This window comes from Endobacterium cereale (assembly GCF_009617585.1).
GTDB lineage: Bacteria > Pseudomonadota > Alphaproteobacteria > Rhizobiales > Rhizobiaceae > Neorhizobium > Neorhizobium cereale.
Genome location: NZ_WIXI01000040.1, coordinates 148,879 through 171,986, shown reverse-complemented (window position 1 = coordinate 171,986; position 23,108 = coordinate 148,879). Strand labels below are relative to the sequence as shown.

The 23,108-nt window shown below is 58.9% G+C and carries 21 protein-coding genes; 4 read left to right on the top strand and 17 right to left on the bottom strand.

What is annotated here, in order from left to right; translation table 11 throughout:
* Nucleotides 1–44: 44 nt before the first annotated feature.
* From GAO09_RS09980 to GAO09_RS09945, 8 genes are all read right to left on the bottom strand, one after another.
* Nucleotides 45–1,391: an NAD(P)/FAD-dependent oxidoreductase gene (locus tag GAO09_RS09980; RefSeq protein ID WP_153353853.1), complete on the bottom strand. Its 1,347-nt coding sequence runs from the start codon at nucleotides 1,389–1,391 to the stop codon at nucleotides 45–47.
* Nucleotides 1,388–2,905 (bottom strand): aldehyde dehydrogenase, encoded by a 1,518-nt coding sequence (locus tag GAO09_RS09975; protein WP_153353852.1) that lies wholly within the window; start codon nucleotides 2,903–2,905, stop codon nucleotides 1,388–1,390. Before GAO09_RS09975 ends, GAO09_RS09980 begins: the two co-directional genes overlap by 4 nt.
* A complete protein-coding gene (locus tag GAO09_RS09970; RefSeq protein WP_324185245.1) occupies nucleotides 2,898–3,809 on the bottom strand; it encodes a dihydrodipicolinate synthase family protein in 912 nt (303 codons plus the stop codon). Before GAO09_RS09970 ends, GAO09_RS09975 begins: the two co-directional genes overlap by 8 nt.
* Nucleotides 3,806–4,522, bottom strand: coding sequence for a GntR family transcriptional regulator (locus tag GAO09_RS09965; RefSeq protein WP_153353851.1), 717 nt, complete (start codon nucleotides 4,520–4,522; stop codon nucleotides 3,806–3,808). The genes GAO09_RS09970 and GAO09_RS09965 overlap by 4 nt, the downstream gene beginning before the upstream one ends.
* A 472-nt stretch (nucleotides 4,523–4,994) precedes the next feature.
* Nucleotides 4,995–6,065 (bottom strand): ABC transporter ATP-binding protein, encoded by a 1,071-nt coding sequence (locus tag GAO09_RS09960; RefSeq protein ID WP_153353850.1) that lies wholly within the window; start codon nucleotides 6,063–6,065, stop codon nucleotides 4,995–4,997.
* Between the two features lie 22 nt (nucleotides 6,066–6,087).
* Nucleotides 6,088–6,885: a carbohydrate ABC transporter permease gene (locus GAO09_RS09955; RefSeq protein WP_235938030.1), complete on the bottom strand. Its 798-nt coding sequence runs from the start codon at nucleotides 6,883–6,885 to the stop codon at nucleotides 6,088–6,090.
* Between the two features lie 79 nt (nucleotides 6,886–6,964).
* A complete protein-coding gene (locus GAO09_RS09950) occupies nucleotides 6,965–7,906 on the bottom strand; it encodes a carbohydrate ABC transporter permease (protein ID WP_153353848.1) in 942 nt (313 codons plus the stop codon).
* Nucleotides 7,907–8,016: 110 nt separating this feature from the next.
* A complete protein-coding gene (locus GAO09_RS09945) occupies nucleotides 8,017–9,312 on the bottom strand; it encodes an extracellular solute-binding protein (protein WP_153353847.1) in 1,296 nt (431 codons plus the stop codon).
* Between the two features lie 229 nt (nucleotides 9,313–9,541).
* Between GAO09_RS09945 and GAO09_RS09940 the strand changes: the two genes are divergently transcribed.
* Genes GAO09_RS09940 through GAO09_RS09930 form a run of 3 tightly spaced genes read left to right on the top strand, consistent with a single transcriptional unit; the run spans nucleotide 9,542 to nucleotide 12,547 of the window.
* Entirely contained in the window at nucleotides 9,542–10,741 is a 1,200-nt protein-coding gene (locus GAO09_RS09940; RefSeq protein ID WP_153353846.1) for an ROK family transcriptional regulator, read from the top strand.
* Between the two features lie 37 nt (nucleotides 10,742–10,778).
* Nucleotides 10,779–11,882 (top strand): Gfo/Idh/MocA family protein, encoded by a 1,104-nt coding sequence (locus GAO09_RS09935; protein ID WP_153353845.1) that lies wholly within the window; start codon nucleotides 10,779–10,781, stop codon nucleotides 11,880–11,882.
* A 23-nt stretch (nucleotides 11,883–11,905) separates the two neighbouring features.
* On the top strand, nucleotides 11,906–12,547 hold the full coding sequence (locus GAO09_RS09930) for a ThuA domain-containing protein (RefSeq protein WP_153353844.1): 642 nt from the start codon (nucleotides 11,906–11,908) through the stop codon (nucleotides 12,545–12,547).
* A 48-nt stretch (nucleotides 12,548–12,595) separates the two neighbouring features.
* On the opposite strand, the gene GAO09_RS09925 is transcribed toward GAO09_RS09930, so the two are convergent.
* Nucleotides 12,596–13,465, bottom strand: coding sequence for an SDR family oxidoreductase (locus tag GAO09_RS09925; protein ID WP_153353843.1), 870 nt, complete (start codon nucleotides 13,463–13,465; stop codon nucleotides 12,596–12,598).
* 326 nt (nucleotides 13,466–13,791) lie between these two features.
* Between GAO09_RS09925 and GAO09_RS09920 the strand changes: the two genes are divergently transcribed.
* Complete coding sequence (locus GAO09_RS09920) at nucleotides 13,792–14,226, top strand: winged helix-turn-helix transcriptional regulator (RefSeq protein ID WP_153353842.1); 435 nt, start codon at nucleotides 13,792–13,794, stop codon at nucleotides 14,224–14,226.
* A gap of 8 nt (nucleotides 14,227–14,234) precedes the next feature.
* On the opposite strand, the gene GAO09_RS09915 is transcribed toward GAO09_RS09920, so the two are convergent.
* The 8 genes from GAO09_RS09915 to pobA all read right to left on the bottom strand — a co-directional run bounded on the left by GAO09_RS09915 (nucleotide 14,235) and on the right by pobA (nucleotide 23,069).
* A complete protein-coding gene (locus GAO09_RS09915) occupies nucleotides 14,235–14,705 on the bottom strand; it encodes a DUF6644 family protein (protein ID WP_153353841.1) in 471 nt (156 codons plus the stop codon).
* Entirely contained in the window at nucleotides 14,699–15,193 is a 495-nt protein-coding gene (locus tag GAO09_RS09910; protein ID WP_153353840.1) for a DUF6152 family protein, read from the bottom strand. Before GAO09_RS09910 ends, GAO09_RS09915 begins: the two co-directional genes overlap by 7 nt.
* Before the next feature lie 67 nt (nucleotides 15,194–15,260).
* Nucleotides 15,261–16,010, bottom strand: coding sequence for an SDR family oxidoreductase (locus tag GAO09_RS09905; protein ID WP_153353839.1), 750 nt, complete (start codon nucleotides 16,008–16,010; stop codon nucleotides 15,261–15,263).
* Nucleotides 16,011–16,099: 89 nt separating this feature from the next.
* Nucleotides 16,100–16,381, bottom strand: coding sequence for a hypothetical protein (locus GAO09_RS09900; RefSeq protein WP_324185246.1), 282 nt, complete (start codon nucleotides 16,379–16,381; stop codon nucleotides 16,100–16,102).
* The gene (locus GAO09_RS09895) at nucleotides 16,378–18,672 is read right to left on the bottom strand and encodes an FdhF/YdeP family oxidoreductase (RefSeq protein WP_153353838.1); all 2,295 of its coding nucleotides are present in this window, start codon (nucleotides 18,670–18,672) and stop codon (nucleotides 16,378–16,380) included. The genes GAO09_RS09900 and GAO09_RS09895 overlap by 4 nt, the downstream gene beginning before the upstream one ends.
* Before the next feature lie 146 nt (nucleotides 18,673–18,818).
* A complete protein-coding gene (locus GAO09_RS09890; RefSeq protein ID WP_153353837.1) occupies nucleotides 18,819–20,477 on the bottom strand; it encodes an alpha/beta hydrolase in 1,659 nt (552 codons plus the stop codon).
* 231 nt (nucleotides 20,478–20,708) lie between these two features.
* Nucleotides 20,709–21,758 (bottom strand): NAD(P)-dependent alcohol dehydrogenase, encoded by a 1,050-nt coding sequence (locus GAO09_RS09885; protein ID WP_153353836.1) that lies wholly within the window; start codon nucleotides 21,756–21,758, stop codon nucleotides 20,709–20,711.
* 141 nt (nucleotides 21,759–21,899) lie between these two features.
* Entirely contained in the window at nucleotides 21,900–23,069 is a 1,170-nt protein-coding gene (gene pobA / locus GAO09_RS09880) for a 4-hydroxybenzoate 3-monooxygenase (protein WP_324185247.1), read from the bottom strand.
* Nucleotides 23,070–23,108: the final 39 nt, after the last annotated feature.

Here is a 23,108-nt window from a genome sequence, read left to right as displayed (position 1 = left end):
TCATTTTTCGTTGCATGCACTTCACATCGCGTGGCGCGGCCAGATCAACCCTCGCGGCCGGCACGCAATTCCTGAAAGCGGATGACCGAGTTGACGCCCAGCCAGGCAAACGGCTGTGGCGGCAGCCTGCTCGGCTCCGGCTGATTTCTGTATTGTTCCAGCTCCGCACAGCCGGACCCTGTCGCCAGATCCGCGGCCATCATGCCGGCGAGTGTGCTCTTGACTGTGCCAAGACCATTCTCGCAGCAGGCCGAATAGAGCCCGTCCTCGATCTCGCCGAAGGCAGGCACGTGGTTCTTGCTGAGGCAGAGCGCCCCCGCCCAGCTGTAATCCATCGGCAGGCCGGCCATTTCCGGGAACCGCCCATCAAAGGATTTTCGCTGTTCGGCAGCGATGTGCGCGACGCGTTGCTCCGAAACCTTCAATGCAGGATCGTATGTGAACCGGGTGCGGATCACGATCCGCGAACGGCCTTCGGACGTGACTTTTCGGACCGTCGCCCCCATCGGATCAGCGGGCAGCAAGGCCCAGCGATCGTTACCGCTCACACCGGGGCCGAACTCATCCTTTGAAAAGGCTTTGGTCATCGACGCATAAGTGAAGATGTGCAGCAACCGTCCGGCAAAATGACCAAAGCTTTCGATATGGCCATTCACGCCGAGAATGACCTTCGGGGCGGTAACCGAACCTCGACTGGATTTCGCGATCCAGTCGCGCCCCGCCTTAGACAGTTCCAGCACCGGCGAATGTTCATGGACGCAGACTTTTGGCTGGAGGCCCGCCGCCAAAGTACGGATGTAGCGCGCCGGCTGGATCATCACCGCCCCGGGTGTATGCAACCCTCCACGATAATAGTGTGAGCCGGTCATCTCGCGCATCTGCTCGGCGTCCAGCAGCGTGTGCGCCTCACCGATGCGTCCCAGCGATCGGGCGTATTTGTCGTTCAACTCCATGCCGCGCGCGGACGCCGCGGCATTCACCTTGCCAGATGGATCGAAAACCTCGCGTGACATGCCGAACTCCTCGGCGATGTTTCTGGCAAAGTTGATCGCCAGCCGGTTCTGGCGGATTTCGGCAGCCGTCACCGTTTCATCCGCGACCGAGTATTCGCCGGCAGACAGGTTGTGCGGCACATCGATCATAAAGCCTGAATTGCGCCCTGCAGGCCCCTTGGCCACTTCGCGCGCTTCCAGAATGACGATCCGGTCCGCCGGTCTCAGGCTCGAAAGCCGGCGCGCCGCCGACAGGCCGGCGAACCCTGCACCAATGATCAGCCAGTCGGCCGTGATATCGCCTTCCAACGGCTTGAGGGTAAAACTTCGTTCGCCAATCGCCTCCCAACCGGATGTCCCGGTATCACAGGGAAGCCGGCTGACCACATGGCGTGTCATCTGATCATCTCGTCGACAGAGCGATCGGAAATATCGATCCAGACAGTCTTGAGCTCACAATAGTTGTCGTGCGCGAAGATCGATTTGTCGCGACCGCCGAAACCGGATTCCTTGTAGCCGCCGAACGGTGTCGTGGCATCACCCTCACCGAAGCAGTTGACGGTGACAGTGCCGGCACGGATTTCTCGCGCCAGCCTGATCGCATTGCGCAGGTTTCCGGTATATACCGATGCCGCCAGCCCGTAATTGGTGTCATTGGCCAGTGCGACGGCTTCGGCAAGCGTCTCGAACGTGGTGACAGACAGGATCGGCCCGAAGATCTCGTCACGGAACAGCTTGCTGTTGGGCGACACGCCATCCACCACGGTCGGCTCGATAAACACACCGTCGCGGGTGTCGCCCCCATGAGCGACCGTCAACTGTTCCTTCCTGGCTTCTTCGAGGAAGGCATTGACCTTTGAGAAATGCGTCTTGCTGACCAGCGCGCCCACACGATTTTCCGGATCGAGCGGATCTCCAGTGCGCCACTCGCGCATGTAAGCGCCGATCCGCTCCAGCAACGCGTCCTTGATGCCGGAATGAACGATCAGGCGCGACGTTGCCGAGCAATTCTCACCCATATTCCAGAAAGCGCCGTTGACGACCTGCTCGGCCACGAGGTCGAGGTCTTCCGCATCGGGCAAGACAACAGCGGGATTTTTACCGCCGCATTCGAGCACCACCCGCTTGAGATTGGAGTCGGCCGCGTACCGTAGGAAACGACGGCCGGTCGGTGTCGATCCGGTGAATGCGACCATATCGACATCCATGTGCATGCCGAGCGGCTCACCCACTTCCTTGCCGCCACCGGTGACGATGTTAAAGACGCCGGCAGGAATGCCCGCTTCATGGGCAAGCTCAGCCACACGCAATGTCGTCAGCGTGGTTTCCTCTGCCGGCTTGACGATGACCGAGCAACCGGCGGCGAGCGCCGGACCGATCTTCCATGCCAGCATCAACAGCGGGAAATTCCATGGCAACACGCAGCCGACGACACCGACCGGCTCACGGATGATCATCGTCAACGCATTGGCGCCTACCGGTGCGGTGTTATCGTAAAGTTTGTCGATCAGTTCCGCATGCCAGCGGATCGTATGGATGGTGTCGGGAATATCGACGGTCTGGCATTCGCGGACCGGCTTGCCGCTGTCGAGGCTCTCCATCACTGCCAATTCATGGCGGTTTTCTTCGATCAGCTTGGCGAGCCTCAGCAGCACTTCCTTGCGTTCGCCGGGAGAGCGCAGGCGCCACCGTCCATCGTCGAATGCAGCGCGTGCCTTTGTCACGGCATAGTCGACATCCGAGGCATCACAAGCAGCAATATCGGCAAGAAGATCACCGGTCGCCGGATTGGTCGATGCAAACGTCTTGCCCGAGCCGGCAGGGCGAAATGCCCCATCGATGAATGCGTTGGCGGGAAACTGCAAAGAAGCGGCGATCGCCTTGTATTCGCCAGCGGTCAATGGATCATGCATGATTGGCTCCCGAAGTAATCTGGGCAACTGTACGCTTCAGTGTGGTGACGACTGTTTCGAGGCCGCGCTTTTCTTCCGAGTTGAGCGCGCGCAATGGGGCGCGAACGGCCCCGGCTGTCAGGCCGATCAGTTCGCAGCCATGTTTGATCGACTGAACGAACTTGCCGCATTCGAGGAAATCCATCAGCGGCAGCATCGCCGTCATGATGGCGCGTCCCTTATCGAAATTCTTCTCCACGACGCACGCCTCATAGAGGGCGACATGTTCGCGCGGCAGGAAATTGGAACCGGCACAGACCCAGCTTCGCGCACCCCAGGCGAAGAACTCCAGCGCCTGATCGTCCCAACCGCAGGACAGGGCGATATGCGGGAACTTGCGCGCCAGCAGATGAAGGTTACCCATATCGCCGGAGCTTTCCTTAATGGCCACGACATTTTTGGACTTCCCGACGCGCGAGAAATATTCCTCGCCCATCACGACGCCCATGCGAGCCGGATAATTGTAAAGCATGATCGGCAGGTTCGCCGCGCGATCGATGGTCAGCGCATGGACGGCATTTTCACGCTCGGTCGGAAGTGCATAAGGTGGACTGGAAACCAGAATGGCATCCGCGCCAATCTCTCTGGCCGCTTTGGCATAATCGACGGAATCTTCGGTGCGCGTAGCACCGGTGCCGATGACAAGAGGCAATCGTGTCCCGATGACTTCTTTGGCATAGGCGGCCAGTTCGAAACGCTCCTGCGTCGATTGCGCGTAATATTCGCCGGTCGAGCCGCCGATGATAATGCCGTGTACTCCGGCCTCAATCAGGGTTTCCAGCACATTGGAAAAGGCGGCCCGATCAATCTCCCCTTTATGGTCCAATGGTGTAATCGCCGGCGTATAGATACCCTCGAATTTCACGATGATTTCTCCAGTGATTGGGTGGCGGGCGCCCCGATCCGAGCATCCGACTTCATGCCTTGCGGCGCGATGAACAGTTCCATGTTCACCCGGGACAACTCCCAATGTTCGAAAACAAGCTCGACGACGGCATCTTCGTTATGGGCCGACAATGCCTCGATAAATGCGTCGTGATGATCGACGGCCAGGTGCAGCCGCCTTTTCATATCGTCGTTGCGAGGACGGAAAAACGTATGGCCGATACGGGCATGGTCGATCAGCAGACGGCCAAGGCTCGGCTGCAGGTAGACATTGTCGGACATCTCGCCAAAGATCTCATGGAACCTGTTATTTTCGAGCACCATGCCAAGCGTATCGAGGTTTTGGCTGGCAGCCCGAAACCGCTCCTGCGTGGCCTTCAGATCATTGAGTTGCACCGGCTTGAAGTTCTGGACGGCCAAACGCCCGATCGCGGCGTAAACCATGGGCGCCACAAGGAAGAAGTGCCGCAAAGTCGAATGGTTCATTGGGATGACGCGAGCACCGCGATTTTCGCGGATATCGATATAGCCCTCACCCGCCAGCCGACGAAGAATGTCGCGAACCGGCGTCCGCGAAAGGCCGGAACGCTCACTCAGGCTGACTTCGTCCAGAATTGCGTCCGGATCCAGCTCCATCGTCAGGATCTGACGCTTGAGCTCCTCATACAGGTTGCTCTTGTCGGCCTTTGCCATTGGCCCTCCTCCCCAGAGATCCAGTCTGCTTGACGATTGCAAGCTTGCACGTCTGAAAATCCCCGTCAACAATTGTGCACACAAAGTACACAATGATTATTCCGTAAAAATTCTGCGCGCGGAGGACGCTCGTCGGCCATTGCAGGCCAACAAGCACATTTTCAGTCGATCAATGGCTGCCCAGCTGCAGACCAGACTCGGCGGGTGACGGGGGAGAAAAGAAATAACCGTGAGGCTGCGAACAACGCCCCGCCATGCCAGCAGGTCGACAAACAGCGAGGTTACACCGCTCGAGAAAGTGGGATTTGGGGGGCTCATTGCGGCCATGCCTACCAGCAGGCTTCCGCTACGGACGAAGCCAAGCGTCTTCATTCGCCAAACGCATCGCCCAGGCAAAGAGTGCGAAAACACCGAGAAAACCATTCACGCTTTTTCGGCCTGCCGCAGACGGTCCGTGCCGTGGACCGCTCAGTTACAACGCTATGCCGGTCTCGCGATCAAAAACATGGACCTGATCCGCCGCGATGCTTGCCTGAAAAAGTGAGCCGTAACGCTGCGGATACTCGCCATCGACAATCGCCGTCACCGGCTGGCCGGCGAGATCGAAAATCACATGCGTCTGGGCACCGGTCGGTTCAACGAGAAGCGTTTGCCCGGCAAGCGATGTGCCGACCTTGCCCGGCCCCAAATGTTCCGGCCTAAGGCCGATCTTGATCGACTGGCCACGTGTGACCTTGCGATCCTGCGCAATGCGGATCGCCGTACCATCGGACAGGCGGACGGCCGCCTCTCCGCCTTCGGCATCGATCGTGCCGTCGAGCAGGTTCATGGCCGGCGAACCGATGAATGCCGCCACGAAAAGATTGGCCGGGTTCTTGTAGAGTTCCATCGGCGTGCCCTGCTGTTCCACCCTTCCCTGATTGAGGACGACAATCCGGTCAGCCAGCGTCATCGCTTCAATCTGATCGTGGGTTACGTAGATGGAGGTCGTCTTGACTTTCTGGTGCAAGGTCTTGATCTCGGAACGCATCTGCACGCGCAGCTTGGCATCGAGGTTCGAAAGCGGCTCGTCGAAGAGGAAAACAGCGGGGTTGCGCACGATGGCACGCCCCATGGCAACACGCTGGCGCTGGCCACCGGAAAGCTGGGCAGGCTTGCGCTCCATAAGCGGCACCAGATCGAGCATACGCGCGGCCTCGTTGACACGTTCTGCAATCGCCGCCTTGGGAGTGCCGGAAAGCCGCAGATTGAAGCCCATGTTTTCAGCGACTGTCATATGCGGGTAAAGCGCATAGGACTGGAACACCATGGCGATGTTGCGCTCGCGCGGCGTCAGGTCGTTGACGACGGCATTGTCGATGATGATGTCACCGCCGGAAATATCCTCCAGCCCGGCGATCATGCGCAACAGTGTGGATTTACCGCAACCGGATGGGCCGACCAGAGCGACGAACTCGCCATCCTCGATGGCAAGAGAGACACCATGAATGACTTCAAGTGCGCCAAAAGCCTTGCGGACTTCGTGAAGTTCTACGGATGCCATATGTGATCCTCCGGTCCGGCTGTCAGGATTTCACAGCACCGGCAGTGAGGCCGGCGATGATGTGTTTCTGGGCAAGGAAAAAGACGATGATGGTGGGCAGGATGGTGAGCGTGATGAAAGCCAGAACAAGCTGCCATTCGGTGTTGAACTCACCGCGGTAGATCATGATGCCGAGCGGCCAGGGATAACGGCTTTCGGAATTCAGCATAATCAAAGGCAGAATGTAGCTGTTCCAGCTGCCGACGAAGGAGATGATGCCGACCGTGGCGATGATCGGCCGCGACAGTGGCAGGGTGATGTGCCAGAAAAACCGCATGTAACCGCAGCCATCGACAAAGGCCGCATCGAACAGTTCCGAGGGCAGATTGCGGAAATAATTGCGGAACAGCATGATGCTCATGCCGGTGCCGAAGGCGACCTGCGGCAGCACAACTCCCCAATATGTATCGACGAGACCGAGATCGCGGATGCGGATATAGAGCGGCAGAATGGCGGTTGCGGCCGGAAACATCAGCCCGATCAGAAAATAGTTGAGCAGGTAATCCGAGCCGAAAAAGCGGATATGGGCAAAACAGAAGGCGGCCATGGCGCCAAAAGCCAGCGTCAGGAACACGGTCAATACCGCGATCACCAGCGAATTGCCCATCTGCAGCCAGTAGCGCTGGCTAACGATGATATCGCCATAATTGGACCACTGCCATTCCGTGGGCATGCCGAAGGGATTGCCGCGCAGGTCGCTCAGCGTCTTGAAGCCGCCGAGCGCGGTGCTGATCAGTGGCACTACGACAATGATCGCGACCAGAATGAGCGCCACATACATGTAGATTTGCGTGGTAGTGCGCAGGCGCTGGCCGGAACCGGGAGCCGTTGCGGCATCGATGGGTGGGGATGAGGCTATATCAGTCATGGCGCATAAAAATCCGCTTGTAGCTGAAGGCGAGCGTGACGCAGATGACGAACAGCACGACGCCGACGGCGCTGCCGAACCCGACCTGCATGCGAGTCACCCCGAAATTGTAGAGGAAGGTCACCATGGTTTGCGTCGAGTTGGACGGACCGCCGCCGGTGAGCGGCATGATCATGTCGAACAGCTGCAGCGAACCGACGACCGCGAAAAAGACGGACAGGCGCACGGTGGAGCCGAGCAGCGGCAGAGTGACCAGACGGAATTTCTGGAAACCGGTGGCGCCATCTATATCGGCGGCTTCCAGCACACTTTTGTCGATCGACTGCAGGCCGGCGATGAACAGCATCATGTGAAAGCCAAAATATTTCCAGATGACGACGCCGAGGATGGCGTACATGGCGGTATCGCGATCGGCCAGCCAATAGGGCGGCTCTGCACCGAACAGATGGGCGATGCCGCCGACAAGGCCGAAATCGCCATCATAAACGAAACGCCAGATCATGCCGGCGGCGACATCCGCCAGCACATAGGGCAGGAAGAAGATCAGCCGGAAAAACAGCGCGCCATGGATGCGGCTGGAAATCATCGTCGCCAGCCAGAGCGCCAGCGGAACCTGGATGAGGATCGAGGCGACCACGATCATGCCGTTGTTGATCAGTGCCTGGCTGAACGCGCCGTTGCGGAAGATCAGCTGGTAATTGCGCCAGCCGACCCATTGCTCCGGCACGCCGTACCCGTTCCAGTTATAGAAGGAATACCAGGCCGCCTCGCCCATCGGCAGGATGACGAGAACCGTGAATAGCATGAGCGCAGGCGGCAGGAACAGCAGCAGCACCGGCCATTTGCTGTGCTTCAGCGAGCGTTTCCGCCGCTGCGGCGCTGCACGTGGTTTGGCGGCAGCAAAGGTCCTGCCGGGCATGGTTGTATCGCTCATGCTCATTCGCATTCCTCATCTCGCACGGACGGGGCGGTATGGTCTTGGAAAAGGTTGCCTGCGCTCCGGAGGCTTTTGACCTCATGGAGCGGGAGCGCAGGCGAAGCGCTCTACTGGCGCTCGAGGGAAAACGCATCCTCGATCTGCTGGGCAGCATCGGCCGGTTCCAGCCCGCCCGAGACGATCTCGACACTAACATCGTTGACCACGGCACCGACATTCGGCCCGAGATCCTGATCCAGAAAGTTCTGGTGCCAAGTTTCCTTGGCCAGCGTTTCGGCGACATCCTTCAGGAGCGGCTTTTCGATCGCTTCGCTGGCACCCTTTGCGACCGGCATGATCTGCGTATCCTTGGCCAGACGCTTCTGGACATCGACGCTTGCCATGTAGCGCAAAAATTCCTCGGTTTCCGGCGGCGCGTTTTTCGTCACTGCCCAGCCGTTCAGGCCACCGAAACTGTCGGTGACCAGGCCGGGGGCACCTTCGATCGTCGGAAACTGGAAGCGGCCGATATTGTCTTCCGACAAACCCTTGCGGCTGGTCGAATTCGAAGCCTGCGTGCCCGGCGTACTTTCAAAGCCGAGGAGAATGGCTGCACGGCCATCGCCGAATGTGGCCAGCGCATCGTTCCAGGTGGCGCCGAGATAACCGTTTTGGAAAGGCTCGAGCTTGCCGAGTTCAGCGAGATGCTGGCCTGCCTTGACGAAGGGCTCGGCAATAAAGCCTTCATTTTCGCCAGCCTTGGCATCGGCAAAACCTTTCTGGCCCGCCTCGCGCATGGCCAGATAACTCCAGTAAAAATGCAGAGGCCATTTATCGAGACCGCCGCCGGCAATCGGCGTAACACCGGCATCCTTCAGCGTTTTCACCGCGCCCAGAAAATCAGTCCAGGTGACGATCTTGGAGGCATCGACGCCGGCCTTCTGGAACATTTCCTTGTTGTAATAGAACGAGACAAGCCCGCTTTTGGCAGGTGACGCCCAGACCTTTCCATCAAAGCTCAAGCCGTCGATCGCATTGGGGTTGATGGCATTGCGCCATTTGCCGCCATCGGCATCGAGCGCCGTATCGATCGGGCGCAAAGCTCCGGTTTCGGCCTGCGCCTTCAGGACTCCGCCGCCCCAGGTGTAAAACATGCTCGGGGCATCCTTGGACTGCAGCAATGTCGGCATCTTTGCCTTGAAAGCCTGGTTTTCCAGGAACTGCATCTCGATCTTGACGCCGGGATGTTTTGCTTCAAACTCCCTGGCGACCTCTGTCCAAAGGCTGACTGCCGCCGGCAACTGCTCGACATGCATCCATCGGATGACACTTTCGGCGTTAGCGGAACCTGCTCCGACAAGGCTCAAGACGGCCGCAGCGGCTGCAGTAGATAGCATGCGGAAATGGAAAATAGTGTTCGACATAAAAGGCGCTCCTCCCAAAGCTCTTTTAATCCCGTATCCGAATTAAATAATTGAGGACCATGTCCAGCCTGTCAATAGCCAGAATGGAAATCTGGCGATTTTGACGGTCTTGCGGCCGATTTCGCAAAAACTCTCTTGCGTAACCGCCGAAACTCACCTTACAAAAAAGCAACATTAATTTGGATTGCGTATTAAATCGCGTTCGACGCAAGAGGCTTGCGCAAACGATATGAAAACTGCCGACCCCGAACTGATGCGCGCGATGAACCGCCTGAGCGTGCTGGACGCAATCCGGCGGCACGGACCGATTTCCCGCGTCGAGATTTCCGAGCGCACAGAGCTTTCGACCACCACCGTATCCGCCATCACTGGATCGCTGTTGGACGATGGCCTGATCCTGACCCGGCACGAAGGCGACATCCGCAACGCCGCCGCGCGCGGCAGGCCAAGGGTGATGCTGGAGCTTAATCCGGCCGCCGCCCGCGTCGTCGGCGCAAAAATCACCGCCAGCCGCATGGTCTTCGTCGTCACGGATTTTTGCGGAGACGTGCTGTCCACCCTCACCCTGCCGATCCGCATCGATCGCCAACCGATCAGCGTGATCGCCGACCTGATCGAAGATGGCGTGCGACGCTGCGTGGTCGATGCCGAACTGTCGCTGAAAGATGTGCATAGTGTCTGCCTCGGCCTGCCCGGCGTCATCGAACATCGCACAGGTCGCATCCGTTTCAGCCCTATCCTCAAGGATACGAATGTCGATTTCGCCACCGAAATGTCGGCGCGACTCGACACACCGACGATCATCGAAAGTGACGCGACGGCCATCACGCTCGCTCACCACTGGTTCGGCAAAGCCCGCGACCTTGAAGACATGGTGCTGATCTCGCTCGAACAGACGCTCGGGCTTGGCGTCCTGCATGAAGGCCGACTGTTTCGCGGCGCCGGCGGGCTCAGCCACAATCTAGGCGATCTCGTGCTCGGCATGGGGCCGGATGGCGTGGTGCGCCTTTCCTCGCAGGCCGGCGAACAGGCCATTCTGGCCGACCAACGCGGCGACGGCGCCTTTGCCGAAGCGGTAAAACTCGGGCGCGGCATGGCGCATGCGCAGGCGCTGATCAAGGCGGAAGACAGCCAGCTGCTGACAGCGGCGATCCGGGCCGGTGAAGCAATCGGCCTCAGCATCGCCAATATCGTCACGCTGTTTGCGCCACCGCGCGTTATTCTCGTCGGCACCTCACTGGCGCTTGGCGCGCCTTTCCTCAAAAGCCTAGGACAGGCCTATGCGCTGGCCATCCCGCCGTCGCTTCAGGGCGTCAGCGAATTGGTTTTCGACGATTCCAACGATGAATTCTGGGCGCGGGGTGCTGCTGCCGTGGCGCTCTACGAACTCTATGAATCGCCATGGAGCACCACCGGACCGGCGCACTGACGCGCACAAACGAAAAATACCATCGGGAGGAGACAAGATGGATAAGGTTGGTATCGGCATCATCGGATGCGGCAATATTTCGGGCGCCTATCTCAAGGCCATGACCAGCGCTTTCCCGATCCTCGACATCAGAGGATTGGCGGACCTTAACCGGGAAATCGCAGAGGCCAAGGCGGCCGAATTCAACCTGCCCGTCAAAAAAATCGATGAACTTTTGGCAGACCCAAAGGTCGAGATCATCGTCAACCTGACGGTTCCCAAGGCGCATGTGGCCGTTGCCCTGCAGGCGCTAGATGCCGGCAAGAATACCTATTCGGAAAAACCGCTCGGCATCAATTTTGCCGAAGGCAAAAAACTGGCCGACACAGCACGGGCAAAGGGGCTGCGCATCGGGGCTGCGCCCGACACGTTTCTCGGCGGCGGACACCAGACGGCACGGACCTTGATCGATCAGGGCGTGATCGGCATTCCGGTCGGCGGTACCGCCACCTTCATGTGCCCGGGCCATGAGCGCTGGCATCCCAATCCCGGTTTCTATTACGAAGTCGGCGGCGGACCAATGCTCGACATGGGCCCCTATTACATTACCGATCTCGTCAACCTGCTTGGCCCGGTTTCCAAGGTTGCCGGCTTCGCGACAACGCCACGCTCTGAGCGCCTCATCACCAGTGAACCGCGTAATGGGGAGCGCATCCCGGTACATGTGCCGACCCATGTCGCCGGCGTCATGGCCTTTGCCAATGGCGCGGTCGTGCAGATCGGCATGAGCTTTGATATTGCCGGCCACAAGCATGTGCCGCTGGAAGTTTATGGCACCGAAGGCACGCTGATCGTGCCCGATCCCAATCATTTCGGCGGCGACGTATCCTATCTGAAGAAAGGCGGCCAATTCGAAGAGCAGCCTCTGACCCAGCCCTATGCCGATGGGAATTATCGCTCGATCGGGATAGCCGACATGGCCTATGCGATCCGCAACAACCGGCCGCACCGCGCCAACGGTGACCTGGCACTGCATGTGCTGGAAGTGATGGAAGCCTTTCATACCGCCTCGACCGAGGGGCGCACCATCGACATCACCACGGCGACGGAGCGGCCTGCGCCGCTGTCGGCGTCCTTGATGGACGGAAAGCTTGCGAACTAAAAAATATCTGGAGGAGATTAGAAATGCGCGAAGCACTTATCGTTTGGGGCGGCTGGAGCGGCCATGAGCCGGAAGAATGCGCTGCAGTCATCAAGGACATGCTGGAGGAAGACGGCTTCAAGGTCTATGTCGAACGCTCGACCGAAGCATTCGCCGATCCGTCCATTCACGATCTCAGCCTCATCGTGCCGATCATGACGATGTCTAAGATCGAAAAGGAAGAGGTGAAAAACCTTGCAGCCGCGATCGAGAGCGGTGTCGGCATTGCCGGCTATCATGGCGGTGCCGGCGACGCATTTCGCGATTCCGTCGATTACCAGTTCATCATAGGCGGCCAGTGGGTGGCGCATCCCGGCAATATCATCGACTATACCGTCAACGTCACCCGGCCGGACGACCCGCTGATGGAAGGCCTTTACGATTTCCCTTACACATCCGAGCAATATTACATGCATGTCGACCCCTCGAACGAGGTGCTGGCGACCACGACATTCAACGGCGACCATGCCTACTGGATCGATGGCGTCGTCATGCCCGTCGTGTGGAAGCGGAAATACGGCAAAGGGCGGGTCTTCTACTCCGCGCTTGGCCACCAAGCCAAGGAGTTCGACGTGCCACAGATGAAGACGATCTTTCGTCGCGGCGCCAACTGGGCGGCACGCTGAACAGCAAAACCGGGGCACGCAAAACTGCCCCGGCTCTCCAAGCAAAAGTCAGATCACGCCGCCGTTCGAATAGATGGTCTGGCCGTTGACCCACCATCCGTCCTGACTGCACAGGAAGGCGATCGTTGCGGCAATATCCGCCGGCTCGCCGATACGGCCATGCGGCGTGCGCTGCGCGAACCCGGCGACCTGTTCATTCGTCTTGCCATCCAGGAAAAGCGAGGTCGCGACGAGGCCAGGAGCGATGGCGTTGACCGATATTTTTCGACCTGCCAACTCCTTGGCGAGGATGCTGGCATAGATTTCCATCGACGCCTTCGATGCAGCATAAGGTCCGTAAGTGGGCGAGCGAAGCTGCACAATGCTGGAAGAGATGGCGATGATACGGCCGCCATCACGCACCTTGTTTGCGGCTTCGCGCAGAGTGTTGAAGCTGCCCTTGACGTTGGTGTCGATCATCGTGTCGAAATCCTCATCGGACATCGTCGAGAAAGGCGCCAGCGACATCACGCCGGCATTGGCGACAGCCACATCGACACCGCCGAAAGCGCGTTCAGTGGCTTCGAAAAGACGGCGGACCTGTACCGGGTCACGTACATCCGCCTGCTCCCAGATCGCCTCACCGCCTGCCCCTTCGATTTCCTTGACGACGGCGGCCGCCAGATCGCGGTTGACACGGCAATTGACCGCAATCTTGAAACCCTCCTTCGCGAGACGTTTGGCGGTTGCCGCACCGATGCCACGCGATGATCCGGTCACGACCGCCACACGGCCGGCACCGGCTGCTGGCTGCGCGCCGGACGCCTGGGCGCTGGCGGCCGTTCCGAAAGCCGCCGCGGCCGTTGCCGCCGAGCCGACAGCCGCAGCAGTGAGAATATTGCGGCGGGATACGCCGTTGGTGTTCGATCCTTCAGTCATGGTGATCCCTTTCTGTGTCGGCAGCCCCGAGAAATGCTGAAATGCATGTGGCGCTGCTGCTGACGAAATATCTGGATGGGAAAGCTAATGAGAAGAAGGCACCCGGCCGTTCGATAATTACCGGCCGGGAAGAATTGGAATAACCGGCGTTTCCCGAGTTAACATCGTCCTCAAGATTGCGAGAGCAACACGTGAGCGGGCCGGTGTCTTGCCTTTACTTTCTCATATCTTGCAGAGACACGATCCGGGCACCCTCACCCTCCGGCTTGCGCCAAAACTCTCTTTTCTATAGAAACGCACTGAAACGACTATATGAGACGATCAGTATGACCATTCAAAACCGGCCAGCCTTCACCACCGAGGAAGTGGCACGCGCACAGACCTACAAGGCTCGCGACTATCCGAGCAATGTCGATCCTCGCATCGAGAGCCTGGTGCGCGAGATGATTTCCGGTTTTGCCGACAAGTGGACCGTGGTCATTCTCGACACGCTTTGGGACGAAGGCACGCTGCGTTTTTCCGACCTCGCGCGCCATGTCACCGGCATCAGCCAGAAGATGCTGACCCAGACTTTGCGCCGGATGGAACGAGACGGACTGGTGGTGCGCAAGACCTACGCCTGCGTACCGCCCAAGGTGGAATACAGCCTTTCACCGCTCGGTCTGACGCTTGGCGCGGCGTTTTGCAATGTCTGGATATGGGCGATTGAAAACCACGACGCCGTCGCGGCTGCCCGGACAACGTTCGATGGTGACGAATAAGACAAGCTTCAGGTCGAAAAAGCGATCCAGCGCCCCATGAGCAGGGCAGATATCCATATGGCAGCCGAGAGAAAGGCGCATAGACGGATAGCGGGCGACGGCAATCCCTTGGTCGAACGCCGCACAAGCCAATGGCAGATGACGATGTTCAGAAAGCCTATCGGCAGGATGGCCATTTTCATGAGGAAGACCGGCAACGTCACGTAATGCGTTCCGCGCACCGCGAAAAGCAGCACTCCCGTGAGGATGGCAAGCGCGAGCCCAAAACCCGCGACAGGAATGGCGACCTCAAACCCGTCCCGCCATCGCTGAACCTTCCAAACTCCGCTGGCGCGAAGGTCAAAGGTCAGCACCGCGCCAACCAAAACTGCAAGACCGAGAATATGAAGGGCGTTTATGGTCGCGTAGAGCGAGACCGAAGAGCGGATGGAGGCCGCAAGCGCGGTATTCTCGAACGCGAGCAGGCTTTCGCTCAGCATTTCCGAACCATATAGCTCATCGTCGCACGTCGGCTTTCGACACTGCCATCGGCCAGATGCAGCCATTGCACGTTCAACTGATGCGGCGGTTCACAATTGCGGATGGCAACGGCAGCAATGCGATCACCAGCGGAAACGCGTCCGCCGAGCGTTGAATATTGCGGCGTCGGCGGCAGTTCCAGTTGCACGGTTTGCCCGGGCAAATCGGTAGGGACATGAAGCGCTGCTGTGCTGAGAAAGGACGCCGCCGGACCGAGCGTCGGGGGCGCTTCGGGCATTTCGAGGTCAGCTGGGACCTGCACCGTCAACACCGAATGGGGATTGCCGAAATAAGAGCGTAAAACCACGCCTTCGACCCAGACAGGCTTGCTGAGATCATAACGTCCATGAAACCCGTGATGCCCGAAGGCAAGTGATGACGGCATCACAACCGTTAGAAGAGCAAGCAACAGCAGGACCCGGCGTCTGTATGCGGGCGCAGTCGTCATATCCGTTCTCCATGTCTTGAAAGAGCTGAGCGCAACCGCTGGCCGCACTCAGCTGTAAGCCTCGGCGTCAGGCCGGATTGATCAGGCCAAAGACCTTGTCGAAATTGCCGGTCGCTTCCGCCGTACGCTGCGGCATCACACGACCGACCAGAACTTCCGACGGGGTCGGCTGAGCGCAAAGCAGTTCAACAGACTCAGACACGAAATCCGCCAACGGCATGGCGCGCGGGTTCTGCGATTGGCCCGGCGTCAGGTCGGTTGCGACCAGTGGCGGCGCCAGTTCCACGACCGAGATATTGGTGCTGCGCAATTCGTGTCGCAGGCAGGTTGTCCAGGAATGGATGGCCGCCTTGGTGGCGCTATAGGTCAGCGTGTCCGCACGCGGCACAAAAGCCAGGCCGGAAGACACGGTTACGATTGCCGCATCGCCCTTTGTGCGCAGATGCGGAAGCAGCGCCGCGGTCAACCGGATCGGCGCCAACAGGTTGGTGGCGATCGTCTTCTCGACGATATCGAGATCATAGGCGTCGACCAGAACCTGTTCGGTGATCATGATGCCGGCATTGTGGATGACGGCATTGAGATCGGGGTGATGTTCGGTGATGTCGGCAGCAAACCGCGTGATGGCCTCAGGATCGGTCACATCCAGTTCGTAACCGAGCATGCCGGGATTGGCATAAAGCGTTTCCTTGAGGCGCTTGTCGTCGCGGCCGGTAATGATGACCTTTGCGCCACGTGACATCAGGGCTTTGGCAAGCCCCTTGCCGATACCGGAATTGCCGCCGGTGATGAGAATTGTTGCCTTCGAAAAGTCCATGGTTCCAGTCTCCAGATTGTTCTGAAGACAAAGCTAGACCCAATAGTATCTTTTGGTAAGTAGGCACCTTTTGGTAAGTGTGTCTTTTCTCAGGAACCGTCTTCAACGGGCTGATAAAAGGTGCGCAGCGTACGTGGATCGCGCTTCGAGATGGTCAGATAACCCGCCATTTCGGCCAGATCGTTGAGTTCGCGCAGAGCAAGCGCATGCTCGATGCCCAGAACGCGTGCAAATGTGCGGCTGTCGCGCGCGATGCCGAGATCGGCGGCGACCATGATTGCCGCCTGAATTGGCGACAGCGCAGGGTCCCCCTCCTGCGCTGCCGCAACCAGCGCCAGAAAGCGCTCGGCCTCCGGCGCTTCTTCCGTCACGCGGCCTGCCGCTTGCGGAAGGATACCATGACCGATTTCGAGGTCGGCGTATCGCTTTCGTCACCGGCGCTGCCGAGCGGAACCAGCACGTTCAGTTCCGGATAATAACCGGCAATGCTGCCGCGCGGGATATCGTAAGGCACGAAGCGGAAATTTTCCGCCACACGGTCGATACCATCAGTGCTTTCAGTGACCACGTCTATCCGGTCACCGGCCGCAGCATTCATCGCTTCCAGATCGGCCGGATGGATGAAGATCACCTGACGTTCGCCGTAAACGCCGCGATAACGGTCATCAAGACCATAAACCGTGGTGTTGTACTGGTCGTGCGAACGGAACGTCTGCAGCGCGAAATTGCCGCCACCCTTGCTCGCCCGCTGATGAACGGTTTCCGCCGGCAGCGCCACGGTCGAGAACGTCGCTTTCCCGTTCGTCGTGTTCCATTCGCGATGCGCTGCCGCATTGCGCAGATGAAAACCACGCGCCTTGCGCAGACGCACGTTGTAGTTTTCGAAACCGGGAATGGTCGCTTCGATATGGTCGCGAATGCGATCATTGTCCTGCGCAAGGTCCGACCAGTTGACGACACCGTTACCGACCGTCGCCTCCGCGATACCCGCAACGATGGCCACTTCAGACATCAGAAGCGGCGATGCAGGGCGATTGATGCCTGCCGATCCATGCACCATGCTCATGGAATCTTCGACGCTGATCAGCTGCGAAACACCAGCGGCATTGATGTCCATCTCGGTACGGCCGAGACATGGCAGAACATAGGAGACGGCACCCGGCATCAGATGCGAATGGTTGGGCTTGGTGGCGATGTTGACCGTCAGCTTCATGCGGCGCATGGCCTGCTCGACGATCGGGCTATCCGGCGTCGCGCGGGCAAAATTGCCGCCGAGACCGATAAAGACCTCGGACGAGCCATCCAGCATGGCGCCGATGGCGGCGAGCACGTTGTGGCCCTCGTGGCGCGGCATGGCCACACCAAAATGTTTCTCCAGCGCATCGAGGAAGGCCACCGGCGGCTTTTCGTTGATGCCGACCGTACGGTCACCCTGAACGTTGGAATGGCCGCGCACGGGGCAGAGACCTGCGCCCGGCTTGCCGATATTACCGCGCAGCAACATGAAGTTGGAGATTTCGCGGATGGTCACGACCGAATGCACGTGCTGTGTGACGCCCATGGCCCAGGTGCAGATCACCCGGTCAGCCCTCATGTAGATCTGTGCGGCAGATTCGATCTGTTGACGCGAAAGACCGGACTGATCCTCGATCTGTGCCCAATCGGTTGCGTCAACGGCGGCGCGGTATTCGGCCAGACCAAAACTGTGCTCGGCAAGGAATGCGTGGTCGAGCACGGACGGCAGGCCGGCGGCAATTGCCGCGTCTTCCGCCGCGAACACGACCTTGGCCATGCCGCGCACGGCCGCCATGTCACCACCCAGGCGCGGCTGCAGGTAATCGCTGGCGATATCGGTCGCACCGCCGCGCAGCATTTCGAGCTTGTCCTGCGGATCGGTGAACCGCTCCAGACCGCGTTCGCGGATCGGATTGAACACAACGATCTTGGCGCCACGGATGGCCGCACGGCGAAGGTCGCCCAGCATGCGCGGATGGTTGGTGCCCGGGTTCTGGCCGATCACGAAGATCGCATCAGCCTCTTCGAAATCCTCGAGCAGAACGGTACCCTTGCCAACGCCGATCGACTGGCGAAGACCGACGCCGCTCGCCTCGTGGCACATGTTGGAACAGTCGGGGAAATTGTTGGTGCCGTAAAGACGGACAAAAAGCTGGTAGAGATAGGCGGCTTCATTGCTGGCGCGGCCGGATGTGTAGAATTCGGCGCGGTCCGGGCTGTCGAGACCCTTGAGGATGCTGCCGATTTCGGCAAAGGCGTCGGCCCAGTCGACGGCCACGTATTTGTCGGTCGCTGCATCGTAACGCATGGGATGCGTCAGGCGTCCGTGGCGCTCGAGTTCATAATCGGTCAGCTTGCGCAGCTCAGTGACGGTATTGGCCGCGAACAGTTCCGGCGTGGCGCGTTTCTCGGTCGATTCCCATGCGACGGCCTTCACGCCGTTTTCGCAGAATTCGAACGAAGACCCGTGCGCCGGATCGCCCCACGCACAGCCGGGACAATCAAACCCGTCCGGCTGATTGGCCTTTAACAGCGTGCGTGCGCCAGACAGCGGCGTACCACTTTTCAAAAGCTGCTTGCCGCAGCTTTTCAATGCACCCCATCCGCCTGCGGCGGACGATTTCTTACCGATAAATCCTGTGTCCATTTGCCGCATTTCTGACGAAACGCAAAAATGTTCAAGCGGATCAATTCCATAGGTTGATAGAAATTATCTATCGTTGACACAGTAACGGAGACGCACGGCGCCGAGATCGCCCCTTTCACTTGAGACGATGACGGATCACCTGGCCCCTATTGATAACGTGAAGCCGGCAATGCCTTTTTCAGTCGAGCAGTCGTAGCCGCGTCCACTTGCGCAGGATCGGTCAGTGAAATCCACGCGTCAATATAGTCCGCAGGCGCATAAACATGTCCGAACCCGATGGGCGATGAGGTTGCGATCGCCATGTCGAAGACCAGTTGAAGTCCGGTTATAACCGGGATCCATCGGAAGCGAGGCGAGACATCCGGCCCGCGCTGCCCTCGCAGCCATTGAGGCTCACGATAGAACGACGCCGGATCGAAGAAAACGACCGGGTCGCTGGCATATTGCAAATAGATGAAACGGATTGTGCCCCAAGGCGAGAAATCGCCATCAGGCGGCGTGACTTGATTGGAGAAACGAATGACTGAGCCATCGCGAAAACTGGGTAGCCAGGCCGGAGAATCCGGATTGCGCATGCGCGTGACGGAATTCCAGCGTTCGCTTCGAAACGGTGGACCACTCCACAGCGCGCCCTGAAACGGCTGGCCCACAACATCATAGATATCCGTTGCCATCTGCGAGTTCAAAGCACCAAGGCTGAGCCCGTGCAGATAAAGACGTGGCCTCTGGTCGGCGGGAAGCGTTTTCCAGTGGGAATAGACCTCATGGAAAAGCGCCCTTGCCGCATCGAGACCATTTTCCGGCTCAACCAGCAGCGATAGCCAACTGGTGAGATAGGAATATTGCAAGGCGACGCTCGCCACATCACCCTTGTGAAGGTATTCGAGCGTGTCCATTGCCGCAGGATCGATCCAGCCGGTTCCAGTCGGTGCGACAACCACGAGCACGGATCGTTCAAAACCGCCCTGCCGCTTCAGTTCCTCAAGCGCAAGTGATGCCCTCTCCTCCACGGTCTCGGCATTGTTGAGGCCGACATAAACCCGGATCGGATCGAGCGCTTCGCGCTTCCAGAAATCGCTGATCGCAGCTGAACGCGGACCTGATGTCACGTAAAAGCGCCCCTGCCGTCCGAGCCCATCCCATGACACAAAAGATTGTTCGCTACCGGTGACCATGGCACCGAGCGGGCGAACGGTCTCTGTCTCCATCAACAGGTCAGCTTTCTGGAAAGACGCATCTGCCGCATCAAGCGCGTATCGGAGGATGACACCCTGCCCCAACAGCCAAAATATCGATATGGCAGCGACAACGCCCATGACGTTTGAAATACGCCTTGGCACGTAGCGATCCAGCCAATCCGAAACGCGGCTGGCGGCCAGACTGAAAAGTCGCCCGAGAACGAACCACAGGAAGAACGTCGCGGCGCCAACGAATGCCATTCGAATAGGCGTGGCGGTGTCGAGCAGTTCCAGATGCCAGAGTTCCCGAATAGAATTCTGCCACCCGACGGCCTGCCACAAGAACACAACGGATACGATGATCGCGACCGCGAGTGTCACGGCTCTTTCGGCCAGCACGTATTTTTTCAGCCACGGCAGTTCGAGATATCGCCAGAGCCAGCCGATGAAGACGCCGATCGCATAACCGGTGGCGGCGCAGGTGCCAGAGAGAACGCCCTGAACAATCCAGGTTCTCGGCATCAGGCTTGGCGTGAGAGACGCGGCGAAGAAAAGAAAGGCAGACAGCGTCCCCACCGCCGACATCGAGCCGAGAAATCGAATGGGAAACTCGTGAATCCGCTTCATGGCGTCTCTCTTGCATGCTCGGGCATCATCGGCATTCGGGCGGAAGGCGTTGTCGCCCGCCGTCACATGGTGAAGTTCCGCGCGCATATCCAGTCACAATGCGCTGCCTCAGGCATCACATGGTCGCGGAACTAAGCTGGCAACTGGCTTCATGACTTTACTGAGTATGACAAACGAAACGGGCCGATCTTGCGACCGGCCCGTTCCATGCATTGATCGGATCAGTGGTGATCAGGCAGCCTTCAGCGTCGCCATGTCGATCACGAAGCGGTAGCGCACGTCGCTCTTGATGACGCGTTCATAAGCTTCGTTGATATCCTTGATATCGATCAGTTCGATTTCGCTGACGATGTTGTGCTGGCCGCAGAAATCCAGCATTTCCTGGGTTTCCTTGATCGAGCCAATCATCGAACCGGAGATGCTCTTGCGGCCCGGGATCAGCGAGAAGGCGTGAACCGGGATCGCGTTTTCCGGCGCGCCGACGACCACGAACGAACCTTCGACCTTGAGCAGGCCCATATAGGCATTCCAGTCGATCTCGGCCGAAACCGTGCAGATGATCAGGTCGAACGTGCCGGCGAGCTTGGAGAAGGTCTCCTTGTCGTTGGTCGCGTAATAGTGATCAGCACCGAGACGCAGACCGTCGTCCTTCTTCGACAGCGACTGGCTGAGCACCGTCACTTCGGCGCCCATGGCGTGGGCGATCTTGACGCCCATATGGCCGAGGCCGCCCATGCCGACGATGGCGACTTTCTTGCCCGGACCGGCCTTCCAGTGATGCAGCGGCGAATAGAGCGTGATGCCGGCGCACAGAAGCGGGGCAGCCGCATCGAGCGGAAGGTTGTCCGGAATGGACATGACGTAGCCCTCCTTGACAACGATGCTGTCGGAATAACCGCCCTGCGTCGGCGTCTTGCCGTCGGCTTCGACGCTGTTATAGGTCTGCACGAGGCCCGGCATGTACTGTTCGAGATCGACATCGCGCGTGGCGCAGCCAACGCAACTGTCGACGAAGCAGCCGACGCCGACATGGTCGCCGACCTTGAACTTGCTGACCTTGGAGCCAACAGCCGTCACGACACCGGCAATTTCATGGCCCGGAACGATCGGGTAAACAGCGCCACCCCATTCGTTGCGGACGGTGTGGATATCGGAGTGGCAGACGCCGGCAAACTTGATGTCGATGACGACATCGTCGTCATTGGGTTCGCGGCGTTCGAAGGTGAAGGGAGCGAGGGGTTTCGATGCATCCGTCGCGGCATAGCCTCTTGCAATAGCCATGATGAGAACCTTCCGATTTGAACTTGATTAAACGCAGCCCTCAGCAAGGGCCGACGCGCGAAACATAGGGCCACAAACAGGATCGAGCCAGTTCATTCCAACGGGATGATTGCACGATCCTCCGGCGACCCGCAGGTTCCTTCAATATGGAAGGCCGACATAATTTTCGGCAAGCGACGCGGCGGCGGCGGTTGAATGGGTGAGATAGTCCAGCTCCGCCTCCTGGATTTTCTGTCCGAATTCTCCGCCCTCCGGAAATCGGTGCATCAGCATTGTCATAGACCAGGAAAAGCGGACCGATTTCCACACGCGTTTCAGCGCCCGTCCCGAATAGGCGGCAAGGGCCGAGTTTGAATGGTCGAGATAGTGGTCACGCAGCCCTTCGAACAGATAATGCACGTCGCTGGCGGCAAGGTTCAGACCCTTTGCACCGGTGGGTGGAACGATGTGAGCGGCATCGCCGACCAGAAACAGCGATCCGAAACGCATGGGCTCGGCAACGAAGGAACGAAGCGGCGCTATGGATTTCTCGAATGATGGCCCCGTCACCAGCGCTTCCGCATGGACATCAGGAAGACGCCGGCGCAGTTCCTCGTAAAAACGGTCGTCGCTCCAGTCCTCGATCTTTTCGTCGAGCGGGCACTGGATGTAATAGCGGCTACGGCTGGTGGAGCGCATTGAACAGAGCGCAAAGCCACGCGGATGGTTTGCATAGACAAGTTCGTGGCTGACCGGCGAAACATCGGCGAGAATGCCAAGCCAACCGAACGGATAGATACGCTCATAAGTGGCGATGGATTTTTCCGGCACCGATTTTCGGCTGATGCCGTGATAACCGTCACAACCGGCAATAAAATCGCAATCGATGCGATGGGACAGACCGTCCTTCTCGTAGGTCACGAACGGCAATTCACCACCGAAATCATGCGGCTCAACATTCCGCGCGTCATAGATCGTGACGCCATTGGTTTTCTCGCGACGCTCCATCAGATCGCGGGTCAGTTCCGTCTGGCCATAGACCATCACGCGTTTGCCGGTGAGGGCGAACAGATCGATACGATGATCACGACCATCGAAGGCAAGAGAAAAGCCATCGTGCGAAAGCCCCTCTGCATGCATTCTGGCGTCGGCGCCGGCTTCCTGCAGCAGGCCGACCGTGCCTTCTTCGAGCACGCCGGCACGCACCCGCCCCAGAATGTAATCCTTGCCGACACGGTCAAGGATGACATTGTCGATGCCGGCATTGGTGAGCAACTGACCAAGAAGCAAGCCAGATGGTCCTGAGCCGATGATGGCGACTTGAGTGCGCACGATATCCTCCCAGTATGGTGCAAGGCTGAGATTGACGAA

What these genes read in the sequence shown, in the direction of transcription:
- GAO09_RS09895 (WP_153353838.1), bottom strand. Translation starts at nt 18,672, where the DNA reads ATGGACACAGGATTTATCGGTAAGAAATCGTCCGCCGCAGGCGGATGG.
- GAO09_RS09945 (WP_153353847.1), bottom strand. Translation starts at nt 9,312, where the DNA reads ATGTCGAACACTATTTTCCATTTCCGCATGCTATCTACTGCAGCCGCT.
- GAO09_RS09940 (WP_153353846.1), top strand. Translation starts at nt 9,542, where the DNA reads ATGAAAACTGCCGACCCCGAACTGATGCGCGCGATGAACCGCCTGAGC.
- GAO09_RS09930 (WP_153353844.1), top strand. Translation starts at nt 11,906, where the DNA reads ATGCGCGAAGCACTTATCGTTTGGGGCGGCTGGAGCGGCCATGAGCCG.
- GAO09_RS09905 (WP_153353839.1), bottom strand. Translation starts at nt 16,010, where the DNA reads ATGGACTTTTCGAAGGCAACAATTCTCATCACCGGCGGCAATTCCGGT.
- GAO09_RS09950 (WP_153353848.1), bottom strand. Translation starts at nt 7,906, where the DNA reads ATGAGCGATACAACCATGCCCGGCAGGACCTTTGCTGCCGCCAAACCA.
- GAO09_RS09960 (WP_153353850.1), bottom strand. Translation starts at nt 6,065, where the DNA reads ATGGCATCCGTAGAACTTCACGAAGTCCGCAAGGCTTTTGGCGCACTT.
- GAO09_RS09955 (WP_235938030.1), bottom strand. Translation starts at nt 6,885, where the DNA reads ATGTATGTGGCGCTCATTCTGGTCGCGATCATTGTCGTAGTGCCACTG.
- GAO09_RS09980 (WP_153353853.1), bottom strand. Translation starts at nt 1,391, where the DNA reads ATGACACGCCATGTGGTCAGCCGGCTTCCCTGTGATACCGGGACATCC.
- GAO09_RS09885 (WP_153353836.1), bottom strand. Translation starts at nt 21,758, where the DNA reads ATGGCTATTGCAAGAGGCTATGCCGCGACGGATGCATCGAAACCCCTC.
- GAO09_RS09910 (WP_153353840.1), bottom strand. Translation starts at nt 15,193, where the DNA reads ATGACGACTGCGCCCGCATACAGACGCCGGGTCCTGCTGTTGCTTGCT.
- GAO09_RS09975 (WP_153353852.1), bottom strand. Translation starts at nt 2,905, where the DNA reads ATGCATGATCCATTGACCGCTGGCGAATACAAGGCGATCGCCGCTTCT.
- GAO09_RS09925 (WP_153353843.1), bottom strand. Translation starts at nt 13,465, where the DNA reads ATGACTGAAGGATCGAACACCAACGGCGTATCCCGCCGCAATATTCTC.
- GAO09_RS09965 (WP_153353851.1), bottom strand. Translation starts at nt 4,522, where the DNA reads ATGGCAAAGGCCGACAAGAGCAACCTGTATGAGGAGCTCAAGCGTCAG.
- GAO09_RS09890 (WP_153353837.1), bottom strand. Translation starts at nt 20,477, where the DNA reads ATGAAGCGGATTCACGAGTTTCCCATTCGATTTCTCGGCTCGATGTCG.
- GAO09_RS09920 (WP_153353842.1), top strand. Translation starts at nt 13,792, where the DNA reads ATGACCATTCAAAACCGGCCAGCCTTCACCACCGAGGAAGTGGCACGC.
- GAO09_RS09915 (WP_153353841.1), bottom strand. Translation starts at nt 14,705, where the DNA reads ATGCTGAGCGAAAGCCTGCTCGCGTTCGAGAATACCGCGCTTGCGGCC.
- GAO09_RS09935 (WP_153353845.1), top strand. Translation starts at nt 10,779, where the DNA reads ATGGATAAGGTTGGTATCGGCATCATCGGATGCGGCAATATTTCGGGC.